Annotated in this window: 22 protein-coding genes; 14 read left to right on the top strand and 8 right to left on the bottom strand. The window is 71.3% G+C overall.

The genetic code is table 11. The features are described 5' to 3' along the window. Positions 1-320: 320 nt before the first annotated feature. The 4 genes from ACLJQZ_RS10460 (at position 321) to ACLJQZ_RS10445 (ending at position 5,173) form a co-directional block, all read left to right on the top strand. Positions 321-2,825 (top strand): DNA translocase FtsK 4TM domain-containing protein, encoded by a 2,505-nt coding sequence (locus ACLJQZ_RS10460; RefSeq protein WP_410619813.1) that lies wholly within the window; start codon positions 321-323, stop codon positions 2,823-2,825. An 84-nt stretch (positions 2,826-2,909) separates the two neighbouring features. Beyond that, the gene (locus tag ACLJQZ_RS10455) at positions 2,910-4,127 is read left to right on the top strand and encodes an AAA family ATPase (RefSeq protein WP_410619812.1); all 1,218 of its coding nucleotides are present in this window, start codon (positions 2,910-2,912) and stop codon (positions 4,125-4,127) included. Next, the gene (locus tag ACLJQZ_RS10450) at positions 4,124-4,693 is read left to right on the top strand and encodes an RloB family protein (RefSeq protein ID WP_410619811.1); all 570 of its coding nucleotides are present in this window, start codon (positions 4,124-4,126) and stop codon (positions 4,691-4,693) included. The genes ACLJQZ_RS10455 and ACLJQZ_RS10450 overlap by 4 nt, the downstream gene beginning before the upstream one ends. A gap of 42 nt (positions 4,694-4,735) precedes the next feature. Beyond that, the gene (locus tag ACLJQZ_RS10445) at positions 4,736-5,173 is read left to right on the top strand and encodes a hypothetical protein (protein ID WP_410619810.1); all 438 of its coding nucleotides are present in this window, start codon (positions 4,736-4,738) and stop codon (positions 5,171-5,173) included. Here the strand turns inward: ACLJQZ_RS10445 and ACLJQZ_RS10440 are convergent. From ACLJQZ_RS10440 to ACLJQZ_RS10430, 3 genes are all read right to left on the bottom strand, one after another. Beyond that, positions 5,166-5,783, bottom strand: coding sequence for a nitroreductase family protein (locus tag ACLJQZ_RS10440; protein WP_410619809.1), 618 nt, complete (start codon positions 5,781-5,783; stop codon positions 5,166-5,168). The genes ACLJQZ_RS10445 and ACLJQZ_RS10440 overlap by 8 nt on opposite strands. Positions 5,784-5,830: 47 nt before the next feature. Then, positions 5,831-6,265 carry a phospholipase gene (locus tag ACLJQZ_RS10435; RefSeq protein ID WP_326943039.1) on the bottom strand — a complete coding sequence of 145 codons (435 nt, stop codon included), beginning with the start codon at positions 6,263-6,265 and terminating at the stop codon, positions 5,831-5,833. Between the two features lie 105 nt (positions 6,266-6,370). Then, positions 6,371-6,889, bottom strand: coding sequence for an amino-acid N-acetyltransferase (locus tag ACLJQZ_RS10430; RefSeq protein ID WP_410620008.1), 519 nt, complete (start codon positions 6,887-6,889; stop codon positions 6,371-6,373). A gap of 87 nt (positions 6,890-6,976) precedes the next feature. Here ACLJQZ_RS10430 and rimO point away from each other — a divergent pair, with 87 nt between their 5' ends. The 7 genes from rimO to atzF all read left to right on the top strand — a co-directional run bounded on the left by rimO (position 6,977) and on the right by atzF (position 14,760). Next, positions 6,977-8,476 (top strand): 30S ribosomal protein S12 methylthiotransferase RimO, encoded by a 1,500-nt coding sequence (gene rimO, locus ACLJQZ_RS10425; protein WP_410619808.1) that lies wholly within the window; start codon positions 6,977-6,979, stop codon positions 8,474-8,476. After that, positions 8,473-9,123 (top strand): CDP-diacylglycerol--glycerol-3-phosphate 3-phosphatidyltransferase, encoded by a 651-nt coding sequence (gene pgsA / locus ACLJQZ_RS10420; RefSeq protein ID WP_410619807.1) that lies wholly within the window; start codon positions 8,473-8,475, stop codon positions 9,121-9,123. Before rimO ends, pgsA begins: the two co-directional genes overlap by 4 nt. 3 nt (positions 9,124-9,126) lie before the next feature. Continuing rightward, positions 9,127-9,660: a CinA family protein gene (locus ACLJQZ_RS10415; RefSeq protein WP_410619806.1), complete on the top strand. Its 534-nt coding sequence runs from the start codon at positions 9,127-9,129 to the stop codon at positions 9,658-9,660. A gap of 98 nt (positions 9,661-9,758) precedes the next feature. Further along, positions 9,759-10,226: a helix-turn-helix domain-containing protein gene (locus ACLJQZ_RS10410; protein ID WP_247054625.1), complete on the top strand. Its 468-nt coding sequence runs from the start codon at positions 9,759-9,761 to the stop codon at positions 10,224-10,226. 246 nt (positions 10,227-10,472) lie between these two features. Further along, complete coding sequence (locus ACLJQZ_RS10405; protein WP_326943035.1) at positions 10,473-11,318, top strand: PspA/IM30 family protein; 846 nt, start codon at positions 10,473-10,475, stop codon at positions 11,316-11,318. A 31-nt stretch (positions 11,319-11,349) separates the two neighbouring features. Beyond that, a complete protein-coding gene (gene pspM, locus ACLJQZ_RS10400) occupies positions 11,350-12,357 on the top strand; it encodes a phage shock envelope stress response protein PspM (RefSeq protein WP_410619805.1) in 1,008 nt (335 codons plus the stop codon). A 648-nt stretch (positions 12,358-13,005) separates the two neighbouring features. Further along, positions 13,006-14,760 carry an allophanate hydrolase gene (gene atzF, locus ACLJQZ_RS10395; RefSeq protein ID WP_410619804.1) on the top strand — a complete coding sequence of 585 codons (1,755 nt, stop codon included), beginning with the start codon at positions 13,006-13,008 and terminating at the stop codon, positions 14,758-14,760. Here atzF and ACLJQZ_RS10390 read toward each other — a convergent pair. From ACLJQZ_RS10390 to ACLJQZ_RS10370, 5 genes are all read right to left on the bottom strand, one after another. After that, entirely contained in the window at positions 14,732-15,769 is a 1,038-nt protein-coding gene (locus ACLJQZ_RS10390) for a quinone-dependent dihydroorotate dehydrogenase (protein WP_410619803.1), read from the bottom strand. The two genes, atzF and ACLJQZ_RS10390, sit on opposite strands and share 29 nt — an antisense overlap. A 65-nt stretch (positions 15,770-15,834) precedes the next feature. Continuing rightward, positions 15,835-16,395, bottom strand: coding sequence for a GNAT family N-acetyltransferase (locus tag ACLJQZ_RS10385; protein ID WP_410619802.1), 561 nt, complete (start codon positions 16,393-16,395; stop codon positions 15,835-15,837). Positions 16,396-16,786: 391 nt separating this feature from the next. After that, on the bottom strand, positions 16,787-17,833 hold the full coding sequence (gene add / locus ACLJQZ_RS10380) for an adenosine deaminase (protein ID WP_410619801.1): 1,047 nt from the start codon (positions 17,831-17,833) through the stop codon (positions 16,787-16,789). Between the two features lie 123 nt (positions 17,834-17,956). Further along, a complete protein-coding gene (locus ACLJQZ_RS10375; RefSeq protein ID WP_410619800.1) occupies positions 17,957-18,766 on the bottom strand; it encodes a DNA-formamidopyrimidine glycosylase family protein in 810 nt (269 codons plus the stop codon). A 3-nt stretch (positions 18,767-18,769) separates the two neighbouring features. Then, complete coding sequence (locus ACLJQZ_RS10370; RefSeq protein WP_326943029.1) at positions 18,770-19,663, bottom strand: ParA family protein; 894 nt, start codon at positions 19,661-19,663, stop codon at positions 18,770-18,772. 115 nt (positions 19,664-19,778) lie between these two features. Here ACLJQZ_RS10370 and ACLJQZ_RS10365 point away from each other — a divergent pair, with 115 nt between their 5' ends. The 3 genes from ACLJQZ_RS10365 (at position 19,779) to ACLJQZ_RS10355 (ending at position 22,542) form a co-directional block, all read left to right on the top strand. After that, positions 19,779-20,507 carry a class I SAM-dependent methyltransferase gene (locus ACLJQZ_RS10365; RefSeq protein ID WP_410619799.1) on the top strand — a complete coding sequence of 243 codons (729 nt, stop codon included), beginning with the start codon at positions 19,779-19,781 and terminating at the stop codon, positions 20,505-20,507. A gap of 206 nt (positions 20,508-20,713) precedes the next feature. After that, entirely contained in the window at positions 20,714-21,928 is a 1,215-nt protein-coding gene (dinB, locus tag ACLJQZ_RS10360; RefSeq protein ID WP_410620007.1) for a DNA polymerase IV, read from the top strand. A gap of 206 nt (positions 21,929-22,134) precedes the next feature. Next, complete coding sequence (locus ACLJQZ_RS10355) at positions 22,135-22,542, top strand: DUF3040 domain-containing protein (protein WP_410619798.1); 408 nt, start codon at positions 22,135-22,137, stop codon at positions 22,540-22,542. Positions 22,543-22,767: the final 225 nt, after the last annotated feature.

The raw sequence follows: 22,767 nt of genomic DNA, 5'->3' as shown, positions 1-22,767 counted from the left end.
CGCTGACCTGCGTCAGCAACGGTCCGTTCGTGACGGTTGGGCGGCGGGTGTCGGCGCGACCGGTCCGTTCGCGCCGCTGCCGTCCCTGTTCAAGGGAACGAAAGGGCCGTTCGCAGCGCCGCAGGCCGGCGGCTGTGGGCACGAAAGGGCCCTTCGCGCCGCCCAACCCGGAAACCCGGCCCGACCGGCCCGTCAGCACCGCCACCGGCCCCATCCCGCTCACCCGAATGGCCCCACCGCGCCCGACCGTGAGGCAGAAGTTCACGATGCGCTGAGAGTGGCGCATGTGACGAAACGGCGTCGGCGGTTACCGTTGGAGCATGGCTGGGTCGGCGACGAGGAAGCGAAGTACGGGAAGCGGCGCGAAGGGAGCAGCGGCGCGCAAGCCCCGTACTCCGGCGAAGCCGAGTTCCGGCGCCACCCGGAGCACCCGGAAGCCGGCCGCGCGCAAGCCGGCGCCGCGGCGGAAGACTCCGGGCGTCTTCGGCAAGGGCGTCCGGGGGACCTGGAACCTGCTGGCCCGGGGCATCGGGACGCTGGCCCGCACCGTCGGGCGCACCCGCGAACTGGAGGCCGAGCACCGCCGTGACGGGCTCGCGCTCGGGCTGATCGCGCTCGCGATCATCGCCGCCGTCGGCGTCTGGTGGCGGGCCGCCGGGCCGATCGGCGCGGGTGTGGAGATCGCGACCAGGACGGTGCTGGGCGCAGGGGCCGTCACGTTGCCGCTGGTGCTCGTGGTCATCGCCGTCGCCTTGATGCGGTCCGAACCGCATCCGGAGACGCGGCCGCGGATGGTCGTCGGGACCATCATGGTCGTGCTGTCCGTGCTCGGGATGCTGCACATCTTCACCGCGCTCCCGGACACCAACGCCGGCCGGATGTACGCCGGCGGCATCATCGGCGCCTTCTCCGGCGGGCTGCTGACCATGGGCGTCACCACCTGGGTCGCCGTGCCGCTGCTGATCCTCGCCCTCGTCTTCGGCATCCTCGTGTTCACCGGGACGCCCGTGCGCGAGATCCCGCACCGCCTGCGCAACTGGGGCCTCGACGAAGAGGAGCTCGCCGAGGCCGACGAGGGCTCCATCTTCGCGACCGAAGAAGACGCCGTCACCGAGGCGGACCCGAAGGCCGCGCGCCTGCGCAAGCCGTCCCGCCGCCGTCAGGCCGCCGACGCCAACCCCGAGCAGCTCGACATCGAGGCCGCCCTCGCCGAGATGCCGACGCCGATCAAGCCGCCGAAGGCGCTGCCCAAACCGCCGGCGGAGGTGCCCGAGAAGAAGCCGAAGAAGGCCCCCGAGCCCGCGATGGCGGTCACCCGGACGGTGGAGGGCGACTACAAGCTGCCGCCGCCGGACCTGCTGAAGCTCGGCGACGCGCCGAAGTCCCGCAGCAAGGCCAACGACGCCATGATCGAGGCGATCACCGGCGTCCTGGAGCAGTTCAGCATCGACGCGCAGGTCACCGGCTTCACCCGCGGCCCGACGGTCACCCGGTACGAGGTCGAGCTCGGCCCGGGCGTCAAGGTCGAGAAGATCACCGCGCTGACCAAGAACATCGCCTACGCCGTGGCCACGGACAACGTCCGGCTGCTGGCGCCGATCCCCGGCAAGTCCGCGGTCGGCATCGAGGTGCCGAACTCCGACCGCGAGATGGTCCGCCTGGGTGATGTCCTGCGCGCGCCGACCACGGTCAAGGACAACCACCCGATGGTGATCGGCCTCGGCAAGGACATCGAGGGCCACTTCGTCACCGCGAACCTCACGAAGATGCCCCACCTGCTGGTCGCCGGCTCCACCGGTTCCGGTAAGTCGAGCTTCGTCAACTCGATGCTCGTCTCGCTGCTCGCGCGGGCGACGCCCGACGAGTGCCGGATGATCCTGATCGACCCGAAGATGGTCGAGCTGACGCCCTACGAGGGCATCCCGCACCTGATCACGCCCATCATCACCCAGCCGAAGAAGGCCGCCGCCGCGCTGGCCTGGCTGGTGGAGGAGATGGAGCAGCGCTACCAGGACATGCAGGTCAACAAGGTCCGCCACATCGACGACTACAACAAGAAGGTGAAGTCCGGCGAGATCACGGCGCCGCCGGGGTCCGAGCGCGAGTACCGGCCGTACCCGTACATCATGGCGATCGTCGACGAGCTCGCCGACCTGATGATGACCGCCCCGCGTGACGTCGAGGACGCGATCGTCCGGATCACGCAGAAGGCGCGCGCCGCCGGGATCCACCTGGTCCTGGCCACGCAGCGGCCGTCGGTCGACGTCGTCACCGGCCTGATCAAGACCAACGTGCCGTCGCGGCTCGCGTTCGCGACGTCGTCGCTGACGGACTCGCGGGTCATCCTCGACCAGCCGGGCGCGGAGAAGCTGATCGGCATGGGCGACGCGCTCTACCTGCCGATGGGCGCCGGCAAGCCGGTCCGCATCCAGGGCGCGTTCGTCGGCGACGAAGAAATTTCAGCGATCGTTTCCTATGCCAAGGAGCAGGCGCAGCCGGACTACCAGGACGGCGTCACCGCGCAGAAGGCCGGCGAGAAGAAGGAAATCGACGCCGACATCGGCGACGACCTCGACGTGCTAATCCAGGCGACCGAGCTGATCGTCACCTCGCAGTTCGGCTCGACGTCGATGCTGCAGCGCAAGCTGCGGGTCGGGTTCGCCAAGGCCGGCCGGCTGATGGACCTGCTGGAGAGCCGCGGCGTGGTCGGCCCGTCGGAGGGCTCGAAGGCCCGCGACGTGCTGATCAAGCCGGAGGAGCTGGAGTCGGTCCTGTTCATGATCCGCGGCGGCGACCCGGTGCCGGCCGACCCGGACGACGAGTGATAGCACCCTGATTGATGCTTTGAGCCGTTCTGTGCGGTTTACTGGTACAGAACAGCTCGAAGTATCATGAAAAGGGCGGTCAGGATGTTGCGGAGCTTCCGTCTGGGCAACCATCGTTCGTTCCGGGACGAGCAGGAGCTGCTGCTCATGCCGGCGATGCCCGGTGACGAGCGACCTGCGGTGCCGGTGGCCGCCGTCTACGGCGCGAACGCCTCCGGTAAGTCGAACCTCTTCAAGGCCATGACCCTGGTGATGGGGGCCGTCATGAACCGGCACCTCCCGAACTCCGCCGGTCGTCACGACATCGTCGTTGTGCAGGACCCCTTCCGGCTCGACCTCGGCGCCGAGCTGCGGCCATCGACCTTCGTCTTCGAACTGGTCGCCGACGGCGTCCCGTACACCTACGGCTTCCTCCTTGACGAGGACGAAATCCTCGAAGAGTGGCTCTACTCCTATCCGGAGAAGCGGAAGCGAGTCGTTTTCGAACGCGATCGAGACAGCATCAAGTTCGGTACCACCGTGGCCGATCTCAAGCAGAAGCTGGAAGTCCTGGAAGAGCTGATCCGGCCGACGGCGCTGTTCCTGAGCGTGTGCGACCGTCTTGAACTCGGGCCGTTGATGCCGGTCTACCGATGGTTCTCCTCCGGTCTACTGGTCAACGGCTTGGGCGGCGGCTGGTTCGGCTCCGAATTTGTGCAGGGTGCCGTCGGCGACTACCTGCTCCGGCATCCGGAGAACCGGCAGCGCGTGGTGTCGCTCCTCAGCGTGGCCGATGTCGGCATCGTGGACGTCGTCGTCGAGGAGCGGCTCGATTCGCATCGCCGGTTCACGGGAGCGTTCGACCTGGAACTCAAGCTGCTCCATGGGCCCGCTCGCGAGCGCTTCGACTTCGACGACGAGTCCTCGGGGACGCGCAATTGGATCGGTCTTCTGCCCCAAGTGCTTTCGGCGCTGGACGAAGGGCTGGTCCTGTTGGTCGACGAGATCGACGCCAGCCTGCACCCGCTGCTGACGGCCAAGCTGGTGGGACTCTTCCAGGACCCCGAGCTGAACACCCACGGCGCCCAGCTGGTCTTCACCACGCACGACACCAGCCTGCTCGGGACCATGCTCGGCGAGCAGGTCCTCGACCGGGACCAGATCTGGTTCGTCGAGCGGGACGCCGAGGGGGCGAGCAGTCTCTATCCGCTCACTGACTTCAAGCCGCGCAAGGACCAGAACACCGAACGGCGTTACCTCGCTGGCAGCTATGGTGCCGTGCCGGTGCTGGGCGATTTCGCGGAGGCGCTGCGCAGCCGATGAACCGTCGCGAAAACAGCAGCCGGCGCCGAGCACCGTTCCGCGAGCCGCACCGGTCGATCCTCGTCGTCTGCGGTGCGAAGGCGACTGAGCCCGCCTATTTCGACGGGCTGAAGCGGTCGCGGCGAAACCCGGCCGTCACGATCAAGATCAAGTCGAAACCGGCGGATCCAGCGGCCGTGGTGAAGTACGCCGCCGATTTCGGAAGCCGGTCCGGCGCGGCGTACGACGAAGTCTGGTGTGTCGAACTCGTCGACGTCGACGAGTTCGACCTCGACAAGGCACTGACGGCGGCTCGGCAGCTGGACGTGCGCCTGGCGGTCTCGAACCCCTGCTTCGAATACTGGCTGTTGCTCCACTTCGAGGCATGCGCAGCTCCGCTGACCTGTTACGGCGACGTCGAGAAGAGGCTGCGGCGGCACGTTCCCGGTTACCACAAGTCGGCACTGCGATTCGATGACTTCGCCCATGGCGTCGACACGGCGGTCGAGCGAGCCCGGCACCCTGACGCCGGGCACGCCTGCAACCCCTCCACTCAGGTGGGCCTGCTCGTCGAGCAGATGAGCTAGCACCGATGCAACCCGCGGCCGGGCCCGTTCCGTCCTGAGCACGTGGACACACAGCGATTCGCAGCCGGACTGTTCGCCTTCGCCGTCGTCGCGGTGAGCGCCGGGAGCTCGGTCGCCTCCGGGCAGGCCGTACCCGCGTCCACGCCGGCGGCGTCGGCTCCCTCGACCGTCGGGACCGCCCTCGGCCGGGACGTCACCCTGCGGCTCGGCCAGGAGGCCGCCGTGCAGGGGCGCGACCTGACCGTGCGGTACACCCGCCTCGTCTCGGACTCCCGGTGCCGCCCCGGCATGCAGTGCTTCTGGCAGGGCGAGGCCTCGGTGGCCTTCCTGCTGAGCGAGCCCGGCCGCGGCGAGAGCACCACGGCCGAGCTGCACACCGGCCCGCGCACGGGCCCGCAGGCGACGAGCTTCGCCGCGAGCCGCGTCGAGCTGGTGTCGGTGAGCCAGGACGCCCGGGAGGCGACGGTCCGGATCAGCTGAGCGGCGCGCCCCAGTGGTCCAGGTAGGCGACCTCGGCCAGCGGGACGCGCGCGGCCGGCTTGAAGTCCGGGACCGTCGTGTACGCCACCGGCAGCAGGCCGACCTGGGTGAAGCCGTCCGGGACGCCGAGGATCTCGGCCGCCGCCGTCTCGCGGGACAGGTGGTACGTCGTGAGCGTCGAGCCGAGGCCGCGGGAGCGCAGGGCCAGCTGGAAGTTCCAGACCGCCGGGAAGATGCCGCCGTAGAAGGCCGCGTCCGTCGCGTTCTCGCCGCTCGGGCGGCCCTCGAGGCACGGGATGACGAACACCGGCACCCGCTCGATGACGTCGATCAGGTGCTGCCCGGACGCCAGCGCCCGCCGGGTGGCGGCGTCGCCCGCCTCGCGGCCCGCCAGGTAGGCCGCGCCGACCTCGCGGAACAGCCCGCCGAGCCGGTCCTTGACCCGCTGGTCGCGCACCACGATCCAGCGCCACGCCTGGGCGTTGCCCGGGGTCGGCGCCTGCAGCGCGAGGTTGAGGCACTCCTCGAGGACCGCCGCCTCGACCGGGCGATCGAGGTCGAGCTTCCGGCGGACGGCGCGGGTGGTGCTGAGCAGGTGATCGATCTCCATGCCCCCATCCTGGCCCGGACCGCGGGAGTCCGGGCCAGGAACCCGGCTCAGCCGCCGAACTTGCGGACGGCCTGGTAGTACGTCCAGGCCGCGCCCTTGCACACCACGTTCGACCCGCAGACGCTCTTCAGGTCGCTGTAGAGGTTGTCGTCGATCTTCAGGCGGTTCGCCGAGGTGAACCGGCCCTGCTTCTTGTAGTTGCGGTACCCGAAGTCGTGCCGGTGGCAGCCCGGCAGGAACTGGAAGCCGAACGGGGTGTCCGGCGACCACGAGCAGCCGTCGGACGACCAGTCGAGCTGGCCGTTGTAGGGCTTCTGCGCCCGGGTGGACTCGAAGCCGGACAGCGAGGTGTGGAAGAGGTACTGGTCGGTGACCGTCGGGATGTCGACGGCCGCGGCGGTGCCGGTGCCCAGCAGAGCCCCCAAGCCGACAGTCACGGCCACCGTCATGGTGGCCCCCAGGTTCCGGAGTGTCGTGCGCATCGTGTGCTTTCCCTTGCTGATCAAGTGGACGATTTGCCCGACCAGCTTCGAGTGCGCTTTGTCCCGCCGTCACCGCCCGAAAGGAGGATGTTCGGTGAATTCCCCTCAGAGTTCGAGCAACATGCGTGAATTGCCCAGGGTGTTGGGCTTGACATACGGCAGGTCGAGGAATTCGGCGACGCCGGTGTCGTGCGAGCGCCGCATCTCCTCGTAGACCTCGTGCGACACCGGGGTGCCGTCGATCTCCACGAAACCGTGGCCGGCGAAGAAGCCGGTCTCGAAGGTCAGCACGAACAGCCGCCGGAGACCGAGCTCACGGGCCTCGTCGACCAGCCGGGCGACCAGCAGCCGCCCGACACCCTGGCCGCGGGCGGCCTTGTCGACCACCACGGTGCGCAGCTCGGCGATGTCCTCCCACAGGACGTGGAGGGCGGCCGCGCCGAGGACCTCGCCCGCCGCTTCGGCGATCCAGAACTCCTGGACGGCCTCGTAGAGGGTGACCAGATCCTTCTCCAGCAGCACGCGGCCCGCGTCCGCGTCGACCAGGGCCTTGATCTTGCGGATGTCGGCGATCCGGGCACGGCGGACGGTCGGGCGGGGCGAGTCGGACGGCACGAGCGTCAACTCAACCACACGGCCCTGGAGGCGGGATGACACGACCGGGCTACGCCGTCGTCGGACCGGCGAGGACCGGCGGCTACCCTGAACGTCGTGCCTTCTCCCACCACGGAACCTGCCGCCACCCGACGCGTCTCCCTGCTGACCCTGGGCTGCGCCCGCAACGAGGTCGACTCGGAGGAGCTGGCGGGCCGGCTGGCGGCCGGCGGCTGGGAGCTGGCGGCCGATCCGGAGGACTCCGACGTCGTGGTGGTCAACACCTGCGGCTTCGTCGAGTCGGCCAAGAAGGACTCCGTCGACACGCTGCTGGCGGCCTCCGACACGGGCAAGAAGGTCGTCGCCGTCGGCTGCATGGCCGAGCGCTACGGCCACGAGCTGGCCGACAGCCTGCCCGAGGCGGACGCCGTCCTCGGTTTCGACCACTACGCCGACCTTTCCGAGCGCCTGGACGACGTCGTCGCCGGCCGTAAGGTCGCCTCGCACACGCCGGGCGACCGCCGCAAGCTGCTGCCGATCAGCCCGGTGCAGCGCCCCGCCGCGGCCGAGAACGTCGAGGTTCCGGGCCACGCGCAGCACGGCTGGGGCCCGCGGGTGCTGCGCACGCGCCTCGACGACTCCCCGGTGGCCGCGCTGAAGATCGCATCCGGCTGCGACCGGCGCTGCTCGTTCTGCGCGATCCCGTCCTTCCGCGGCTCCTTCGTGTCGCGGCAGCCGGACGAGATCGTCGCCGAGGCCATGTGGCTGGCCGAGCACGGCGTCAAGGAACTGTTCCTGGTCAGCGAGAACTCGACGTCCTACGGCAAGGACTTCGGCCGCGACGGCGCCACCGCGCTGGAGCGGCTGCTGCCGCGGCTGGCGGAGATCGACGGCATCGAGCGCGTCCGCGTCTCCTACCTGCAGCCGGCCGAGACGCGCCCGCAGCTGGTGAAGGCCATCGCGACCACGCCGGGGGTCGCCGAGTACTTCGACCTGTCGTTCCAGCACTCCAGCGAGCAGGTGCTGCGCCGGATGCGCCGGTTCGGCTCGACCGACTCGTTCCTCGCGCTGACCGAGCAGATCCGCGAGTACGCGCCCGAGGCGGGCATCCGGACCAACGTGATCGTCGGGTTCCCCGGCGAGACCGAGCACGACCTGGCCGAGCTGGAGCGCTTCCTGACCGGCGCCCGGCTCGACGCGGTCGGCGTCTTCGGCTACTCCGACGAGGACGGCACCGAGGCCGAGGGCTTCGACGGCAAGCTCGACCCCCAGGTGGTCACCGAGCGCGTCACGCGGATCTCGGCGCTGGTCGAGGAGCTGACCTCGCAGCGCGCCGAGGACCGGATCGGCACCTTCGTCGACGTCCTGGTCGAGCTGGACGACGACGGCGAGCTGACCGGCCGCGCCGCGCACCAGGCCCCCGAGGTCGACGGCGAGTGCGTCATCCTCGACGCGCCGGATAAGACTGAGACATCCGGGGCTTCGCCCCGGGCCGGGGGCTCCGCCACCCGAACCCCCGCAAAGAGGCCCCAGGTGGGTGACTTCCTCCGGTGCGAGGTCGTCGACTCGGCGGGCGTCGACCTGATCGTGCGCGCGGCACCGGACGCCGACCGGTGAGTGCGCTCCCGAGCGACGCCGCGGACGAGGGCCTGGCCCCGCCGGCCGCGGAGACGACGGCACAGGTCCCGGAGGCGACCCCGGTCCCGACCCTGAACCTCGCAAACCTCCTGACGCTCTCGCGGCTCGTGCTGGTGCCGCTGTTCATCGCGGCGCTGTTCACCGGCGACGGCGTCGACACCACCTGGCGCGCGATCGCGACCGGGCTGTTCGCCGTCGCCTCCGCGACCGACCAGCTCGACGGCTGGGTGGCCCGCAAGTACGGCCTGATCACCGACTTCGGCAAGATCGCCGACCCGATCGCGGACAAGGCGCTCACCGGCGCCGCGCTGGTCGGGCTGAGCATCCTCGGCATGCTCGGCTGGTGGGTCACGATCGTGATCGCCGTCCGCGAGATCGGCGTCACGCTGCTGCGCTTCTGGGTGATCCGCCACGGCGTGATCCCGGCCAGCCGCGGCGGCAAGGCCAAGACGATGGCCCAGATCGCCGCGATCACGGCGTACCTGCTGCCGCTGCCGGCCGGCGCCGATCCGGTGCGCTGGGCGCTGATGGGCCTGGCGCTGGTGCTGACCGTCGTCACCGGCGTCGACTACCTGGTCCGGGCGGTGCGCCTGCGCGCGGCCGGGCGCCGGGCCACCGGTAACTGAGACGTGGTCGACGAGCGGGCCGCGGCCTTGGTCGCCGCCCTGTCCGGGCGCGGGGAGACGGTCGCCGCCGCCGAGTCGCTGACCGCGGGGCTGGTCTGCGCCACCCTGGCCCAGGTGCCGGGGGCGAGCGCGGTCCTGCGCGGCGGCCTGGTCGTCTACGCCACCGAACTGAAGACGCGGCTGGCCGGGGTGGACCCCGAGCTGCTCGCCGAGCACGGCGCGGTGCACCCCGAGGTCGCGGCGCAGCTGGCCGAGGGCGCCCGTGAGCGCTGCGGCGCCACCTGGGGGCTCGGGCTCACCGGCGTGGCCGGCCCGGCCGCCCAGGACGGGGTCGCGCCGGGCACCGTGCACGTCGGGCTCGCCGGGCCGGGGACGCGCACACCGCGTCTTTCGGGGGCTCGGGTGGCGGAGCCCCCGGATCGAGGCGAAGCCTCGTTTGTCACAGTCCGTACCCTGGCCTTGAGCGGCGACCGGGACTTGATCAGGACCGAGTCGGTCCGCGCCGCGTTTGCCCTGCTCGGGGAACATCTGGCGTGAATCGGGCGTTCGCCCTTGGCGTACGGGCACCCAAATCCTGCGCCCGGGGCGCCGCTCTGGGTAACGTAGGGGGTACTTGTACGGAAGGGAGGCGCGTGATGACCGTGCTGTTGCGTGAGGCGATCGGTGATCGGCTCCGTCATGCCCGCACCAACCAGCGTCGTACGCTGCGCGACATCTCCCGCGCCGCCAGGGTCAGCCTCGGCTACCTCTCCGAGGTGGAACGCGGCCAGAAGGAGGCGTCGAGCGAGCTGCTCGCGTCCATCTGCCAGGCCCTGGACCTTCCGCTCGGCGAACTGCTGCACCACGTGGCAGCGGACGTTTCGGCCCTCGACAACGTCGAGGTCGCGCCGGTCGACGAGCGGATCGTGGACGGCGCGCCCCGGGAGAAGGTGCCCGACCGCGGTGCGAAGGCGTCGGCGGCCGGGATCGAAGGTGGCCGCCTGATGTCCGAGCTGATCGGCAACGACCTCGCCGACCTGCGGGTTTCGCCGGCGCCGCGGATGAACACCACCCTGCGCACGACGATCGGGCAGCCGAAGCTGGCCTCCACGATCGCCGCATAGTCACGAATCGGACACGACGACGGCCCCGGGCAACGTGCCCGGGGCCGTTCGCGTGGGATACCCGTGGGATACCGGGGTGATCAGGGGGTGAACCCTGAAATCCCCCGGGGTCGCCTGGAATGGACGTGGCCGACCTGACACGATGGAACCCAACGCCGGGGTCGGTGCGTTGCATGTGCAGGGGAGCGACGCCCCACCACCCCGAGTACTCAAGGCCCGTGGGACGCAAGAAGGCAGGCGGAGGAGATGGCCAACCCGTTCGTGAAGTTCTGGAAGTACATGATGGCGGCGTTCTCGTCGAAGATCGACGAGCACGCCGACCCGAAGGTACAGATCCAGCAGGCCATCGAGGAGGCGCAGCGCAACCACCAGGCGCTGACGCAGCAGGCCGCCTCCGTGATCGGCAACCAGCGTCAGCTGGAGATGAAGCTCAACCGGCAGCTCAGCGACGTCGAGAAGCTGCAGGCCTCGACCCGCCAGGCCCTCGTCCTCGCGGACGAGGCCCGGGGCAAGGGTGACGAGCAGAAGGCGACCGAGTTCGAGACCGCCGCGGAGAGCTTCGCGACGCAGCTCGTCACGGCCGAGCAGAACATCGAGGACCTCAAGACGCTGCACGACCAGTCGCTGCAGGCGGCGGCCCAGGCCAAGAAGGCCGTGGAGCGCAACTCGCAGATGCTGCAGCAGAAGCTGGCCGAGCGCACCAAGCTGCTCTCGCAGCTGGAGCAGGCGAAGATGCAGGAGCAGGTCTCCGCTTCGCTGAACCAGATGAGCCAGCTGGCCGCGCCGGGCAACACGCCGTCGCTGGAAGAGGTCCGCGACAAGATCGAGAAGCGCTACACCACGGCGCTGGGTCAAGCGGAACTCGCTCAGAACTCGGTCCAGGGCCGCATGATGGAGGTCCAGGCCTCCACCACGCAGTTCGCCGGGCAGTCGCGGCTCGAGCAGATCCGCGCGTCGATGCGCGGCGACTCGGTCGCCCAGGTGACCGACGGTGGCGCGGCGGCGGCCCAGAAGCCGGCCGCCAGCTCGGCCGACATCCAGCGTGAGATCCAGGCGCGCGTGCAGGCGGAGCAGGGCAAGAACCCGGCTTGACGCCGGAGCCGGAGCGAACCAGGGGGCGGGCATGGGACAGCAAGGCAGAGGCCGGGACTTCAGCGAGTTCGGCGCCAAGCTCGACAAGCACATCGAGAAGCTGCCCGAATACGCCCAGCGCGCCCAGGAGAAGCTCCAGAAGGTCCAGAGGTACTTCCCGCCGGCCGATCAGGCCGGCGGGAAGCCCGGGACCGCCCGGCCGTCCTACCAGCGGCCGAACCCGCTGCAGCGGCCGCGGACAGCCGGGTCGCGGATGCCGGACCTGTCGTCGTTGGCGTCCGTGGCGAACCAGGTCCCGGCCTTCGCCGAGGCCCGGACCAAGTGGAACCGGTGGAACGACCCCGCCGCGAAGCTGGAACGCCGTAAGCGGCGGACGTCGCGCGCGCTCACGCTGTGGATCCTGCTGACGATCCTGTGCGGCGTCCTCGCCGTGGCCGCCGGTGTGGGCTGGGTCAGCGCCACCGGCGCCGCGATGATGCCGCAAGCGATCATGGCCTTCGCCGGGGCCGTCGTGTTCGGCACCTTCGGCGTCCGGTCCGGGCTCAAGCTCCGCGGCCTCAACCGCGTCCAGCTGCCGGCCACCCCGGCCGGCCCACCGCCGCTGCCGCCCGCCGGGTCGGTGGCGCGCGAGCCGATGGAACTGCTGGCCGAGGGCGAGGCGTCGCTGTTCGAGCTGCTGCGCCAGCTGTCGGTGCCGTCCTCGGTGGGCGCGATGCCGGTGTCCGAAGTGTCCGTCGCGGACGCCCGCCAGACGGCCGACGAAGCCGCGGCCGCCCTGCGCGGCCTGGCGGCCCGCATCCAGGCGATCGAACGCGGCCGCAACGCCGCCCCCGCCCGTGAGCGCGCGGCGCTGGACGCGGCGGTCGCCAAGCTCCGCGAACAGCTCGACGACGGCCTCGAAGGCTACGGCGGCCTGGTCGCCGCGGCCGGCCACACCGTCGCCGCCGCGGGCGACGGCCTGATCACGTCCAAGCAGGCCCTCACCGACGCCACCGACCGCCTGGCCGGCCTGGCCATGGCCCTCCGCGAACTCTCCTGACGGGACACACCCCGCACCCCACGTGATCCGCCGCGCAACCCACGTGACCAGACCCGTAACCAGCGTGCTGGAACCCGTAACTCGCGTGATCCAGCCCGGAACTCGCGTGATCAGGCCCGTGACTCGCGAGTTCCGGCACCAATCACGCGAGTTCCGGGCCTAAACACGCGAGTCCCGTCTCTGGTCACGCGAGACCCGGGTTCCAGCACGCGAGCCGACCGTCCAGGTACGCGAACCGACCGTCCGGGTACGTGAGCCGACCGTCCACACACGCGTGTCGACTGTCCAATCACGCGTGTTGACCCTCCCGTCACACGGGACGGCGCGCCGATCACGCGAAAACGTCCCGCGCTGAGCCGTTCAGGTGCCCCGCTCTGCCATCCGGGTGCCGTCATCCGGCTCCGGACCCGTCCGGTCACGCGGCGTGCGTGATCGTGCGTTTCACCCCGGCGTCGCCGCCTGTTCACCCCTTGGTCCCGAAACACGCGCGTAATCGGAAACCGGTAGCGACGGAAACGTGCACGACCTAACGTTTCTGTCATGCAAGCAGTGGTGGCACCCGACGGAAGGCCCGCCGTGCTCTGAGGTTCGCCGGCGCCGACCGTACACAGTGGACTTTCTCGCTTTCCGCCGAGGAAAGGACGCCCCGTGAACACGCTCCCGCCGGAACCGGACCCCGTCCCGCCCACCCCGCCCAGCGCGTCCCAGCGCGTGATCGCGGCCTTCGAGCGCATCTCCGAGGTCGACCGCCCCGAGCTCTGGACCACCCTGCGCGCGATCGAGGACGTCCTCGTCGACGCGAAGGCGGTCGACGAGCGCGTCAAGGCGGGGGAGAACCTGCCCCTGGCGGGCACGGTCGTCGCCGTGAAGGACCTGATCGACGTCGCCGGGCAGCCCACCACCGCGGGGTGCCCGTCGTTCGCCCGGGTCCCGGAGACCTCCGCCACCGTCGTCGCCCGGCTCACCGCGGCCGGCGCGGTCGTGCTCGGCAAGACCAACCTCGACCAGTTCGGCTACGGCCTCGCCGGCACCCGCACCCCGTACGGCGCCGTGACGTCGGCGTGGGACCGGACCAAGGTCGCCGGCGGTTCCAGTTGCGGCTCGGCGGTCGCCGTCGCGCTCGGCATCGTCGACCTGGCCTTGGGCACCGACACCGCGGGCTCCGGCCGGATCCCGGCCGCCCTGAACGCCGTCGTCGGGCTGAAGCCGACGCTGGGTCTGCTGCCGATGACCGGCGTCCTGCCGGCGTCGCACTCCTACGACGGCGTCTCGGTGTTCGCGCCCGGCCTGGCCGCCGGCCGCCGCGCGCTCGCCCTGATGACCGGCCCGGACGGCATCGACCCCGGCATGCGCACCTGGCCCGCCGACGTCCGCCTCGGCGCCGGCGACCACCCGCGGATCGCGATCCCGGACGAAGCCGGCCTGGCCCCGCTGAGCGCCGCGGCCCGGCTCGCCTTCGACGACACCGTGACGCGGCTGGCGGTCTCGGGCGCGATCCTCGAACCGATCCCCTTCGACGTCTTCCGCGAGGCGGGCAAACTGGTCTACACCGGCTCGTTCGACGTCGAGAGCTACACCGTGATCGGGGAGTTCCTCGGCAGGAACCCGGCCGACGCCGACCCGACGGTCGCCGCCCTGGTCCGCGCGGCCGGCAGCCACACCGCACACGCGTTCGCCGCCGACAAACGCCGGTTCGCCGAGCTGAAGGTCCGGGCCGCGCGGGCCCTCGACGGGTTCGACGCGCTCCTGGTGCCGACCGTGCCGGACCACCCGGAGCTCGCCGAGGCGCTGGCCGACCCGATCGGCGTGAGCCACCGCCTGGCCGTCTACAGCGCGTTCGTGAACGTGCTCGACCTGGCCGCGGTCACCGTCCCGGTGCTGCCGGGCGACCGCCGCCCGTTCGGCGTCACCTTCGTCACGCGCGCCTTCGAGGACCAGATCGCCCTCGACCTCGCCACCGTCTGCACGGACGAGCCGATGACGCACTACCCGGAGCCCGGCGAGGACCTCGTCGTGTTCGGCGCGCACCTGCGCGGCCAGCCGCTCAACTCCCGGCTCACCGAGCTCGGCGCCCGGTTCACCGGCCCGGTCCGGACCGCCGAGCGGTACCGGATGGTGTTGCTGGCCACCGAACCGCCGCAGCCGGGCGTGCTCGAAGACGTCGACGGCCGCGGTCTCGACGGCGAGCGCTGGCGGCTGTCCCCGGCCGCGCTGGGCCGGTTCGCCGCGACGCTGCCGGAGCCGTTCGTGCTGGCTCGCGTCGAGCTGGAGGACGGGTCCCGGGTCCTGGCCGTCCGGTGCGAAAAGGACGCGACGACGGCGGCGCCGGGCCTGGAACGCTACGAGTCCTGGCGCGGCTACGTCCGTTTCACGTCTACCGCCGGGCCGCGAGGCCCCGGCTGACGCGGCGCACCAGACCCGGCCCGTGCAGCGCGAACCCGGTGTAGAGCTGCACGAGCGACGCGCCGGCGTCCACCAGCCGGACGGCGTCGTCCGGGCCGAGGATGCCGCCGACGCCGATGATCGGCAGGCTCCCGCCGGTGTGGTCGTGCACGAAGCGCACGACCTCGGCCGCGCGGGTGGTCAGCGGCCGGCCGGACAGCCCTCCCGCCTGTCCGGCCAGGCCGCTCTCCGCGGCCGCGATGCCCTCGCGGGAAAGGGTGGTGTTGGTGGCGATGATCCCGGCGACGCCGTGCTCGAGGCTGACCTCGAGCAGCTCGGCCAGCGCGTCGTCGGTCAGGTCCGGGGCGACCTTCACCAGCACCGGCGTCGGCGCGGCGCCACCGGCCAGCTCCACGGACGTCGACCGCAGCTCGCCGAGCAGCTCGGCCAGCGCCGCGCGGTCCTGCAGCCGGCGCAGCCCGGGCGTGTTCGGCGAGCTGACGTTGATCGCGAAGTAGTCGGCGTACGGGTGCAGCGCGCGCAGCGAGAACCGGTAGTCCTCGACGGCGTCTTCGAGCGGCGTGACCTTCGACTTCCCGATGCTGATCCCGAGCGGCACGCCCGGTTTCCCCTCCCGGGCGAGCTTCGCCGCGAGCGCCTCGGCGCCGTCGTTGTTGAAGCCCATGCGGTTGATGACCGCGTTGGTCTCGGGGAGGGTGAACAGCCGCGGCTTCGGGTTGCCCGGCTGCGCCAGCCGCGTCACGGTGCCGACCTCGACGAAGCCGAAGCCGAGCCCGGCCCACGCGGGCAGCGCGCGGCCGTTCTTGTCCATCCCGGCGGCGAGGCCGACGCGGTTCGGGAAGCGCAGGCCCAGCACCGTCACCGGGTCGTCGACGCGGCTGACGCGGCTCAGCGCCGAGGTGGCCTTGCCGAGGCGGGAGAGGACGCCGATCGTGCGCTCGTGCACCAGCTCGGGGTCGTGGTAGGACAGCCGGTACAGCGCCGGGCGGACGATCTTGTCGAAGAACACGCCCTCATGCTGCCAAATCGCCCGGACCGCGCGACCGGAGCGTCACCTCGACGTGAACGAGCCCACTACGCGCGGTCCTTCCACTCGTCCTCGAGCATCGCGAAGACGAGCTCGTCGGTCCACTCGCCCTTGACGATCTCGTTCTCCCGCAGCCGCGCTTCCTCGCGCATGCCGAGGCGCTGCATGAGCGCGGCGGAGGCGGTGTTGCGGCCGTCGCAGCGGCCGATGATCCGGTGCAGCCCCAGGTCTTCGAAGCCCAGACGCAGCAGCTCGGTGGCGGCTTCGGCGGCCAGGCCCTTGCCGTGGTGGTCGGGGTGGAAGACGAACCCGATCTCGCCTTGGCGGTGCTCGCTGCTGAGCCACTCGAGGTTCAGGTCGCCGATCAGCTGCCCGGTCGAGGCCAGCTCGACGGCGACGGCCAGGAACTGCCCTTCGTTCGTCAACGTCGAGCTGTGCACCCGTTTCGCGAGCGCGGCGGCCGATTCGGCCCGGCTGCGCGGGCCCCAGTACAGGTAGCGGGCGACGTCGGAGCGGGACTGGAAGGAGTTCAGCGCGTCGAGGTCTTCGGGCGTGAACGGGCGCAGGAGCAGGCGTTCCGTGGTGATCGGGTAGTCGGGCCTGAGCATGGCTCCAGGCTAGCGACGGTTGACCCGTTCGGGGGACAGAACGGCAAAACCGAATCGGCGAAGGCGGAGGTCGGATCGCCGGGCGGTCATCGACCGCCGACCGGCGGGATGACCTGCACGAACGAGCGGTGGTGGGGGTGCCCCCAGGGGGTCTCTCGAACGCCGTCAAACGCTCGAGCCCGGGCCGGACCGGTGCCCGGGAACCCTGGGGGCCCGGTGACTGCCTGGTATTCGCTATCAGGCAAACACGGGAAGCAGGCGATGAGCCGAAGGTGGCTCCGTTGTATCGCTGCTCAAAGTCCCATCTCGTGCCATCCGCTAGCGGACAGTCACCTCACGAGTCCTGTTGGAATACAACTTGGGACCACCTCCTCTCTCGTGTACCGCCACGCTAAACGAAGTTCCCGCGACCCGGCAACGTCATTTGCCGGATCTCACTTTTCAGGAGAGCTTTCCGCGCGTCACCGAGGAAGGACGCGTCGACGGCGTTCTCCGCGAGCCGCGCCAGTTCGGCCGCGGTCAGCCCCAGCGCTTCGGCCACGGCGACGTACTCGCCGGTGAGCGTCGCGCCGAACATCGGCGGGTCGTCGGTGTTGAGCGTGACGACGACGCCGTGGTCGAGCATCCGCCGCACCGGGTGCGCGGCGACGGCGGTGACCTGGCCCGTGCGCACGTTCGACGTCGGGCAGACTTCGAGGGGAATCCGGTGCGCCGCAAGGTGTTCGAGCAGTGCGGGGTCGGCGGTGCAGCTCGTGCCGTGGCCGATCCGCTCGGCGCCGAGGTCGTGCAGCGCCGACCAGATCGTGGCCGGGCCGGTGGTCTCGCCGGCGTGCGGCACGCTGTGCAGCCCGGCTTCCCGGGCCCGGGTGAAGAACGGCGCGAACTGCGCCCGCCCGACGCCGAGCTCGGGTCCGGCGAGCCCGAAGGACACCAGCCCCTCAGGGCGTTCGCGGAGCGCGAACACGAGGGTCTCCGCGCCGGCCTTGGTGCCCTTTTCGCCGGGAATGTCGAAACACCAGGCCAGTTCCACGCCCAGTTCGGCGGCGCGGGCCCGGCCGGAGGCGAGCCCGGCGAGCAGGTCGTCACCGGGCATGCCGTCCAGGAGGTGGTTGTACGGCGTCACGGTGACTTCGGCGTACCGGCAGTTCTGCGCGGCGAGGTCCGCGGCCAGCCCGGCCACCAGCGCGTGGACGTCGTGGCGGTCGCGCACCAGCGACGTGACCGCGAAGTAGACCGTGAGGAAGTGGTCGAAGGCGCGGAAGGTGAAGAACTCCGCGAGCGCGCGTTCTTCCGTGGGGACACCGGCTTCCGGGCGGCGCCGGGCCAGCTCCAGGACGGTCGGCAGGCTCGCCGAGCCGACCAGGTGGACGTGCAGTTCGACCTTGGGCAGGGCGTGCGCGAACGCGCGCAGCGCCGGCCCGGCCGGGATTTCGGGCATGACGGAGCTCCCTGGGACGTGCGGGTGAGGTGACGTGGCCGCGCGGACGGCTCAGGGAGCGAGGTCGCCGCGTTCGGTGTCGGTCCCGTAGAGCGGGAGCTTGAACGACGTCACGGGCTCAGCTTAGCGCGCGGGAGCGGGTCCGGACTGGCATTTCGGGCAGAACCACGTCGGCCGCTGCCGGACGTCGTGGCCCTGCGTGCGCACCAGGGTGGGGCCGCCGCAACGGAAGCAGCCCTGGCGGGTGCGCTCGTAGACCCAGTTCTTCCGGTTGCGGTCGAGGTGGCCGGTCGTGCTCTGGTCGAACCGCCCCGAGGCGGCGTTGGCCAGCAGCAGCTTGCGGCCGAGCGCGACGGTCTGCGCGGCGTCCACTTCGGACACCGGCGTCCACGGTGTCACGCCGAGCAGGAAGCACATCTCGCACTTGTACAGGTTTCCGACGCCCGCCATCACGCGCTGGTCGAGCAGCGCCAGCCCCAGCTCGCGGGCCGGATCGGCGGCCAGCGCGGCCGTCGCCCGGGCCGCATGGTCGTCCGTCCACTGTGGATCGAGCAGGTCCGGGCCGAGGTGGGCGACGAGGTCGCGCTCCTTCGCCGCGGGCACGAGCCTGAGGTCGTGGACGCGGAACCCGATCACCTGGACGTCGGCCGCGGTCAGGACCACGCGGGCGTGGTGCCCGGGCCGGCGCCACTTCGCGCCGGCCGCGTAGACGTCCCACATGCCGTCCATCATCAGGTGCGAGTGCAGGGTCAGGTCGCCGGAGAAGCGCGTGAACAGGTGCTTGCCGACCGTGCCGACGCCGAGCACGTCCCGCCCGGCGAGGTCCACAGTGGCCAGTTGCGGCACACGGAACTGCCCGCGCAGCAACGTCTTCCCGGCCAGCGCCCGGTCGAACCGCTTCCCGACGAGGTAGACGGTGTCACCCTCGGGCACGGCTCACCCCGCGGATTCGGACACCTCGGCCGGGGCCGCCTCGGTCTCCGGCGCCGGACCTTCGGGCCAGTCCGGGCCCTCGGGCTCCTCGCCGTGGACGCGGTGGCGGCCGGCGCGGTTGGAGCGCAGGATCTTCGCCAGCACCATGTTGAACGTCAGCGCGATCTCCTGCGCGCCGGGGGAGTGCCACTCGTGGATCGGGCTGCACGCGCCCTGGGCCTGTTGCACGGCCAGCCGGTCGGTGATCGCCGTCGGCATCACCAGCGGGCCGAAGTTCTCGCGCAGCTCGGCGATCCGGAACTGGTGCTCGTAGGAGCGCACGCGCAGCTTGTTGACCAGCACGCCGATCGGGCGCAGGTCCGGGTTGAGCTCCTTGCGGATGTTCTCGATCGCTTCCAGGGCCCGGCGGGCCCCGGCGACGGCGTACATCGTCGGCTCGGTGACGATCAGCGCGCTGTCCGCGGCGACCAGAGCCGACTTCGTCAGCCGGCCCAGCGACGGCGGGCAGTCCAGGATCACCAGCTCGTACGGCGTCTCGCGCAGCGGCTCGCGGTGCAGCTCGTCGAGCGCGCGGGAGAAGTTCGCCAGCCGGTCGCTGTCGGCGTCCGGGTCGTTGAGCAGCTCCAGCTCCTCGGTGCCGACGAGGACGTCGACGTCCTCACTCCACACGCTCGGCGCGATCGCGCGCTCGAGCGTCGCGCGGGTGGGGTCCTCGAGCACGTCGGCGAGGGTCGCGTCGGTGTAGGGCGGGTCGAGCGAGGTCGTGGCGTTGCCCTGCGGGTCCAGGTCGACCACCAGGGTCCGCGTGCCCCTACGCAGGGCGGCGGAGGCCACACCGAGGGCGACCGTCGTCTTGCCGACGCCCCCCTTGAGGCTGAGTACGGCGACCGTGTGCACGACGACCAGCCTACGGGTGGTGGCCAGCGGGGCCACCGGGCCAGGCGTCGTGACTCCGGTTCACCCGAAGGGACCAGCCGGGAGAAAAGCCGGACCGGGCACTACTCTGTGCGACATGAAGACGGACACCGTGGCCGCCCGGGGTTCGGGCGCCGTTCGCCGGGTGCTCGAGGCCGAGCTCAAGGCCGCCCGCGCCCGGGGCGCCGAGCACCCCGGCGTCGTCGACGTGGGCGGCGGCAGTGGCGGCTGGGCGGTGCCGTTCGCGGCGGCCGGCTGCCAGGTGACCGTCGTGGAGCCGAGCCCGAACGCGCTCGCGACGTTGAAGCGCCGTGCCGAGGAGGAAGGCGTCTCCGATCGCATCACGGTGATCGCCGACGACGCCGACGCGCTGGGCCGCCACATCCCGGCCGGCTCGGCCGACCTCGTGCTGGCGCACGGCCTCCTGGAGATCGTCGACGACCCGGCCGCGGTGCTGGCCGCCCTCGCGGCGGCGGTCGCCCCGGGCGGAGCGGTGTCGGTCCTGGTGGCCAACCGCCACGCGGCGGTGCTGCACCGGGCCCTGGCGGGCCGGGTGGCGGCGGCCCAGCAGCTGCTGACGAGCGTCGACGGCATCGCCCCGGGCGACACGGTCCTGCGCCGCTTCGACGGCGACGGCCTGCGCGCCCAACTGGAAGCGGCGGGCCTCGAGGTGACCCTGCTGCAGGGCGACCGCGTGATCGCGGACCTGGTCCCGGGCGACGTCCGCGACGAGGACCTGGCGGCGTTCGAGCAGGCGGCAGCTTCGTCCCCGGCGCTCCGGAACATCGCAGGCCGCCTCCACGCGCTGGCCCGCCACCCGTCCTGACCCCCGTCACTTTCGTAGGGAAAGATGCGTTTCAGGGCCCTCGGACGCATCTTTCCCTACGAAAGTGACGCCTCGGGGCGCGGCGATGGCGGGTTTCGGACGGCGTGGTCGGGTCACACCCTGGTGCACGCCTCGTCCGCCCGGAACTGTCGGTGGTGGGCGGTAGCGTCCCCCTCGTGGGGCGAAACGCTGAACTTCCCGGCGGCATGGGCCGGTTCCGGGTCCGGCCGGGGGAACCGGTGCCGGACGACACCGGCTGTGGGCTGCTGCATGTCGACATGGATGCTTTCTTCGTGTCCGTCGAGCTGCGGACGCGGCCCGAGCTGGCCGATCGGCCCGTCGTCGTGTCCGGGGGCGGCCCGCGGGCCGTCGTGGCCGCCGCGAACTACCCGGCGCGCAAGTTCGGCGTCCGCTCGGCGATGCCGTTCTCGACCGCGAAACGCCTCTGCCCGCACCTGATCAACATCCCGCCGACCGCGGGCCTCTACGGCGAGGTCTCCCGCGGTGTGCTGGGCATCTTCCGCGACCTCACCCCGCTCGTCGAACCGCTCAGCCTCGACGAGGCCTTCCTGGACGTCAGCGGCGCGCTACGCCGGCTCGGCGCGACGCCGGCCCAGCTCGGCGCGCGGATCCGCGACCGCGTCGCGGCCGAACACGGCATCACCTGCTCGGTCGGCGTCGCGAAGGTCAAGTTCGTCGCGAAGCTTGCTTCGGGCATGGCGAAGCCGGACGGCATGGTCGTCGTGCCCGCCGCGGAGACCCTCGCGTTCCTGCACCCGCTGCCCGTCTCGGCGTTGTGGGGCGTCGGCGCCCGCACCGAGGAGCACCTGCGGCGGCTCGGCCTGGACACCATCGCCGACGTCGCCGCGTTCCCGCCCGACCGGCTGCGCAAGTCGCTCGGCGTCGCGGCCGGCGAGCACCTCTACCGGCTGGCCCGCGGCATCGACGAGCGCGAGGTCGTCACCGAGTCGCCGGACAAGTCGATCGGCGCCGAGCACACCTTCGACGTCGACCGGCACGACCGCGCCGAGGTCGGCCTCGAGCTGCTGCGCCTGGCCGAGCGGGTCGGCGCCACGCTGCGCGGGCGGGAGGTGCGCGGCCGGACCGTCTCGATCAAGGTGCGGTTCGCGGACTTCCGGACCATCACCCGGGCCCGCACGCTCGTCTCGGCCACCGACGTCGCCCGCGAGATCCACGCCGTCGCCGTGGCGTTGCTCACGGAGCACGCGCCGACCGGCGCCGTCCGGCTGATCGGCGTCCGGGTCGAAGGGCTCGAAACCGGCGAAGCGGGCGAGCAGCTCGTGTTCGATTCACCGGCGCCGCGGCGGCGGGACGCCGAGGTCGCGGCCGACGTCGCCCGCTCGAAGTTCGGCTCCGCGGCCATCCGGCCGGCCTCACTTCTGGCGCCGCGGGAGCCCTGAACCGGTCACGATCGGCGATCGTGACGGTCCGTCAGCCCCCTTCGGCCCGGATTTACCCCAATTCGATCCCTTCTGGATGCGGGATCGGGTAGTCGTCCGGGCGCGGGCCTCGTATCCTGGACAGTGCCACCCCGCCTGGGGTTGGCTGTTGGGTCCAGAACGTTGCGCGGCCCGGCGCCCGCGACAGCTGTGCCGGAGGAGGAAAGATGCCACTCTCCGAGCATGAGCAGCGGCTGCTCGATCAGATCGAGCGCGAGCTCTATGCCGAGGACCCCAAGTTCGCATCCACGGTGCGTGGCACCCGGTTGCGTCGCCCCGCTCGCCGACGGCGTATCCAGGGCATCGCCCTGTTCGTAGTGGGCGTGGCCCTGCTGGTGCTGGGCGTGGTGGTGCCGCAGTTCCGGGTGGCCGACATCCCGCTGATCAGCGTGCTCGGGTTCCTCGTGATGTTCTTCGGGGTCATGTTGGCCGTCACATCGATCCGGCACGGCGCCGAATCGGACGGCAAGGGCGGTGGACCGGGCTCACGAGGCGGCAAGCAGCAAGGCGGCCGCCGCAGCTCGTTCACCCAGCGGATGGAGGAGCGCTTCCGCCAGCGCTTCGAAGAGCAGTAGCGCCGCAAGACCACGAGATCCGCGTCCCGCCCGCCCGGTGGGACGCGGATCTTCTTGTGTGCTCACCCACTTCGGATGACCGGCCTGCCCCGGTCATCACATTGGGTGACAGCGGCCGGCGACCGGAGTGGCCAACTCGCTGACCGGAGTGGCCGACACGCTGACCGGAGTGGCCAACTCGCTGACCGGAGTGGCCGACACGGCCGGGGCTGGGTCGGCGCTCGG

The organism is Amycolatopsis sp. cmx-8-4 (assembly GCF_046548675.1).
In the GTDB taxonomy this organism is placed as follows: domain Bacteria; phylum Actinomycetota; class Actinomycetes; order Mycobacteriales; family Pseudonocardiaceae; genus Amycolatopsis.
Note: the sequence above shows the minus strand (reverse complement) of the source record. Positions and strands in the feature narration are given on the sequence as shown.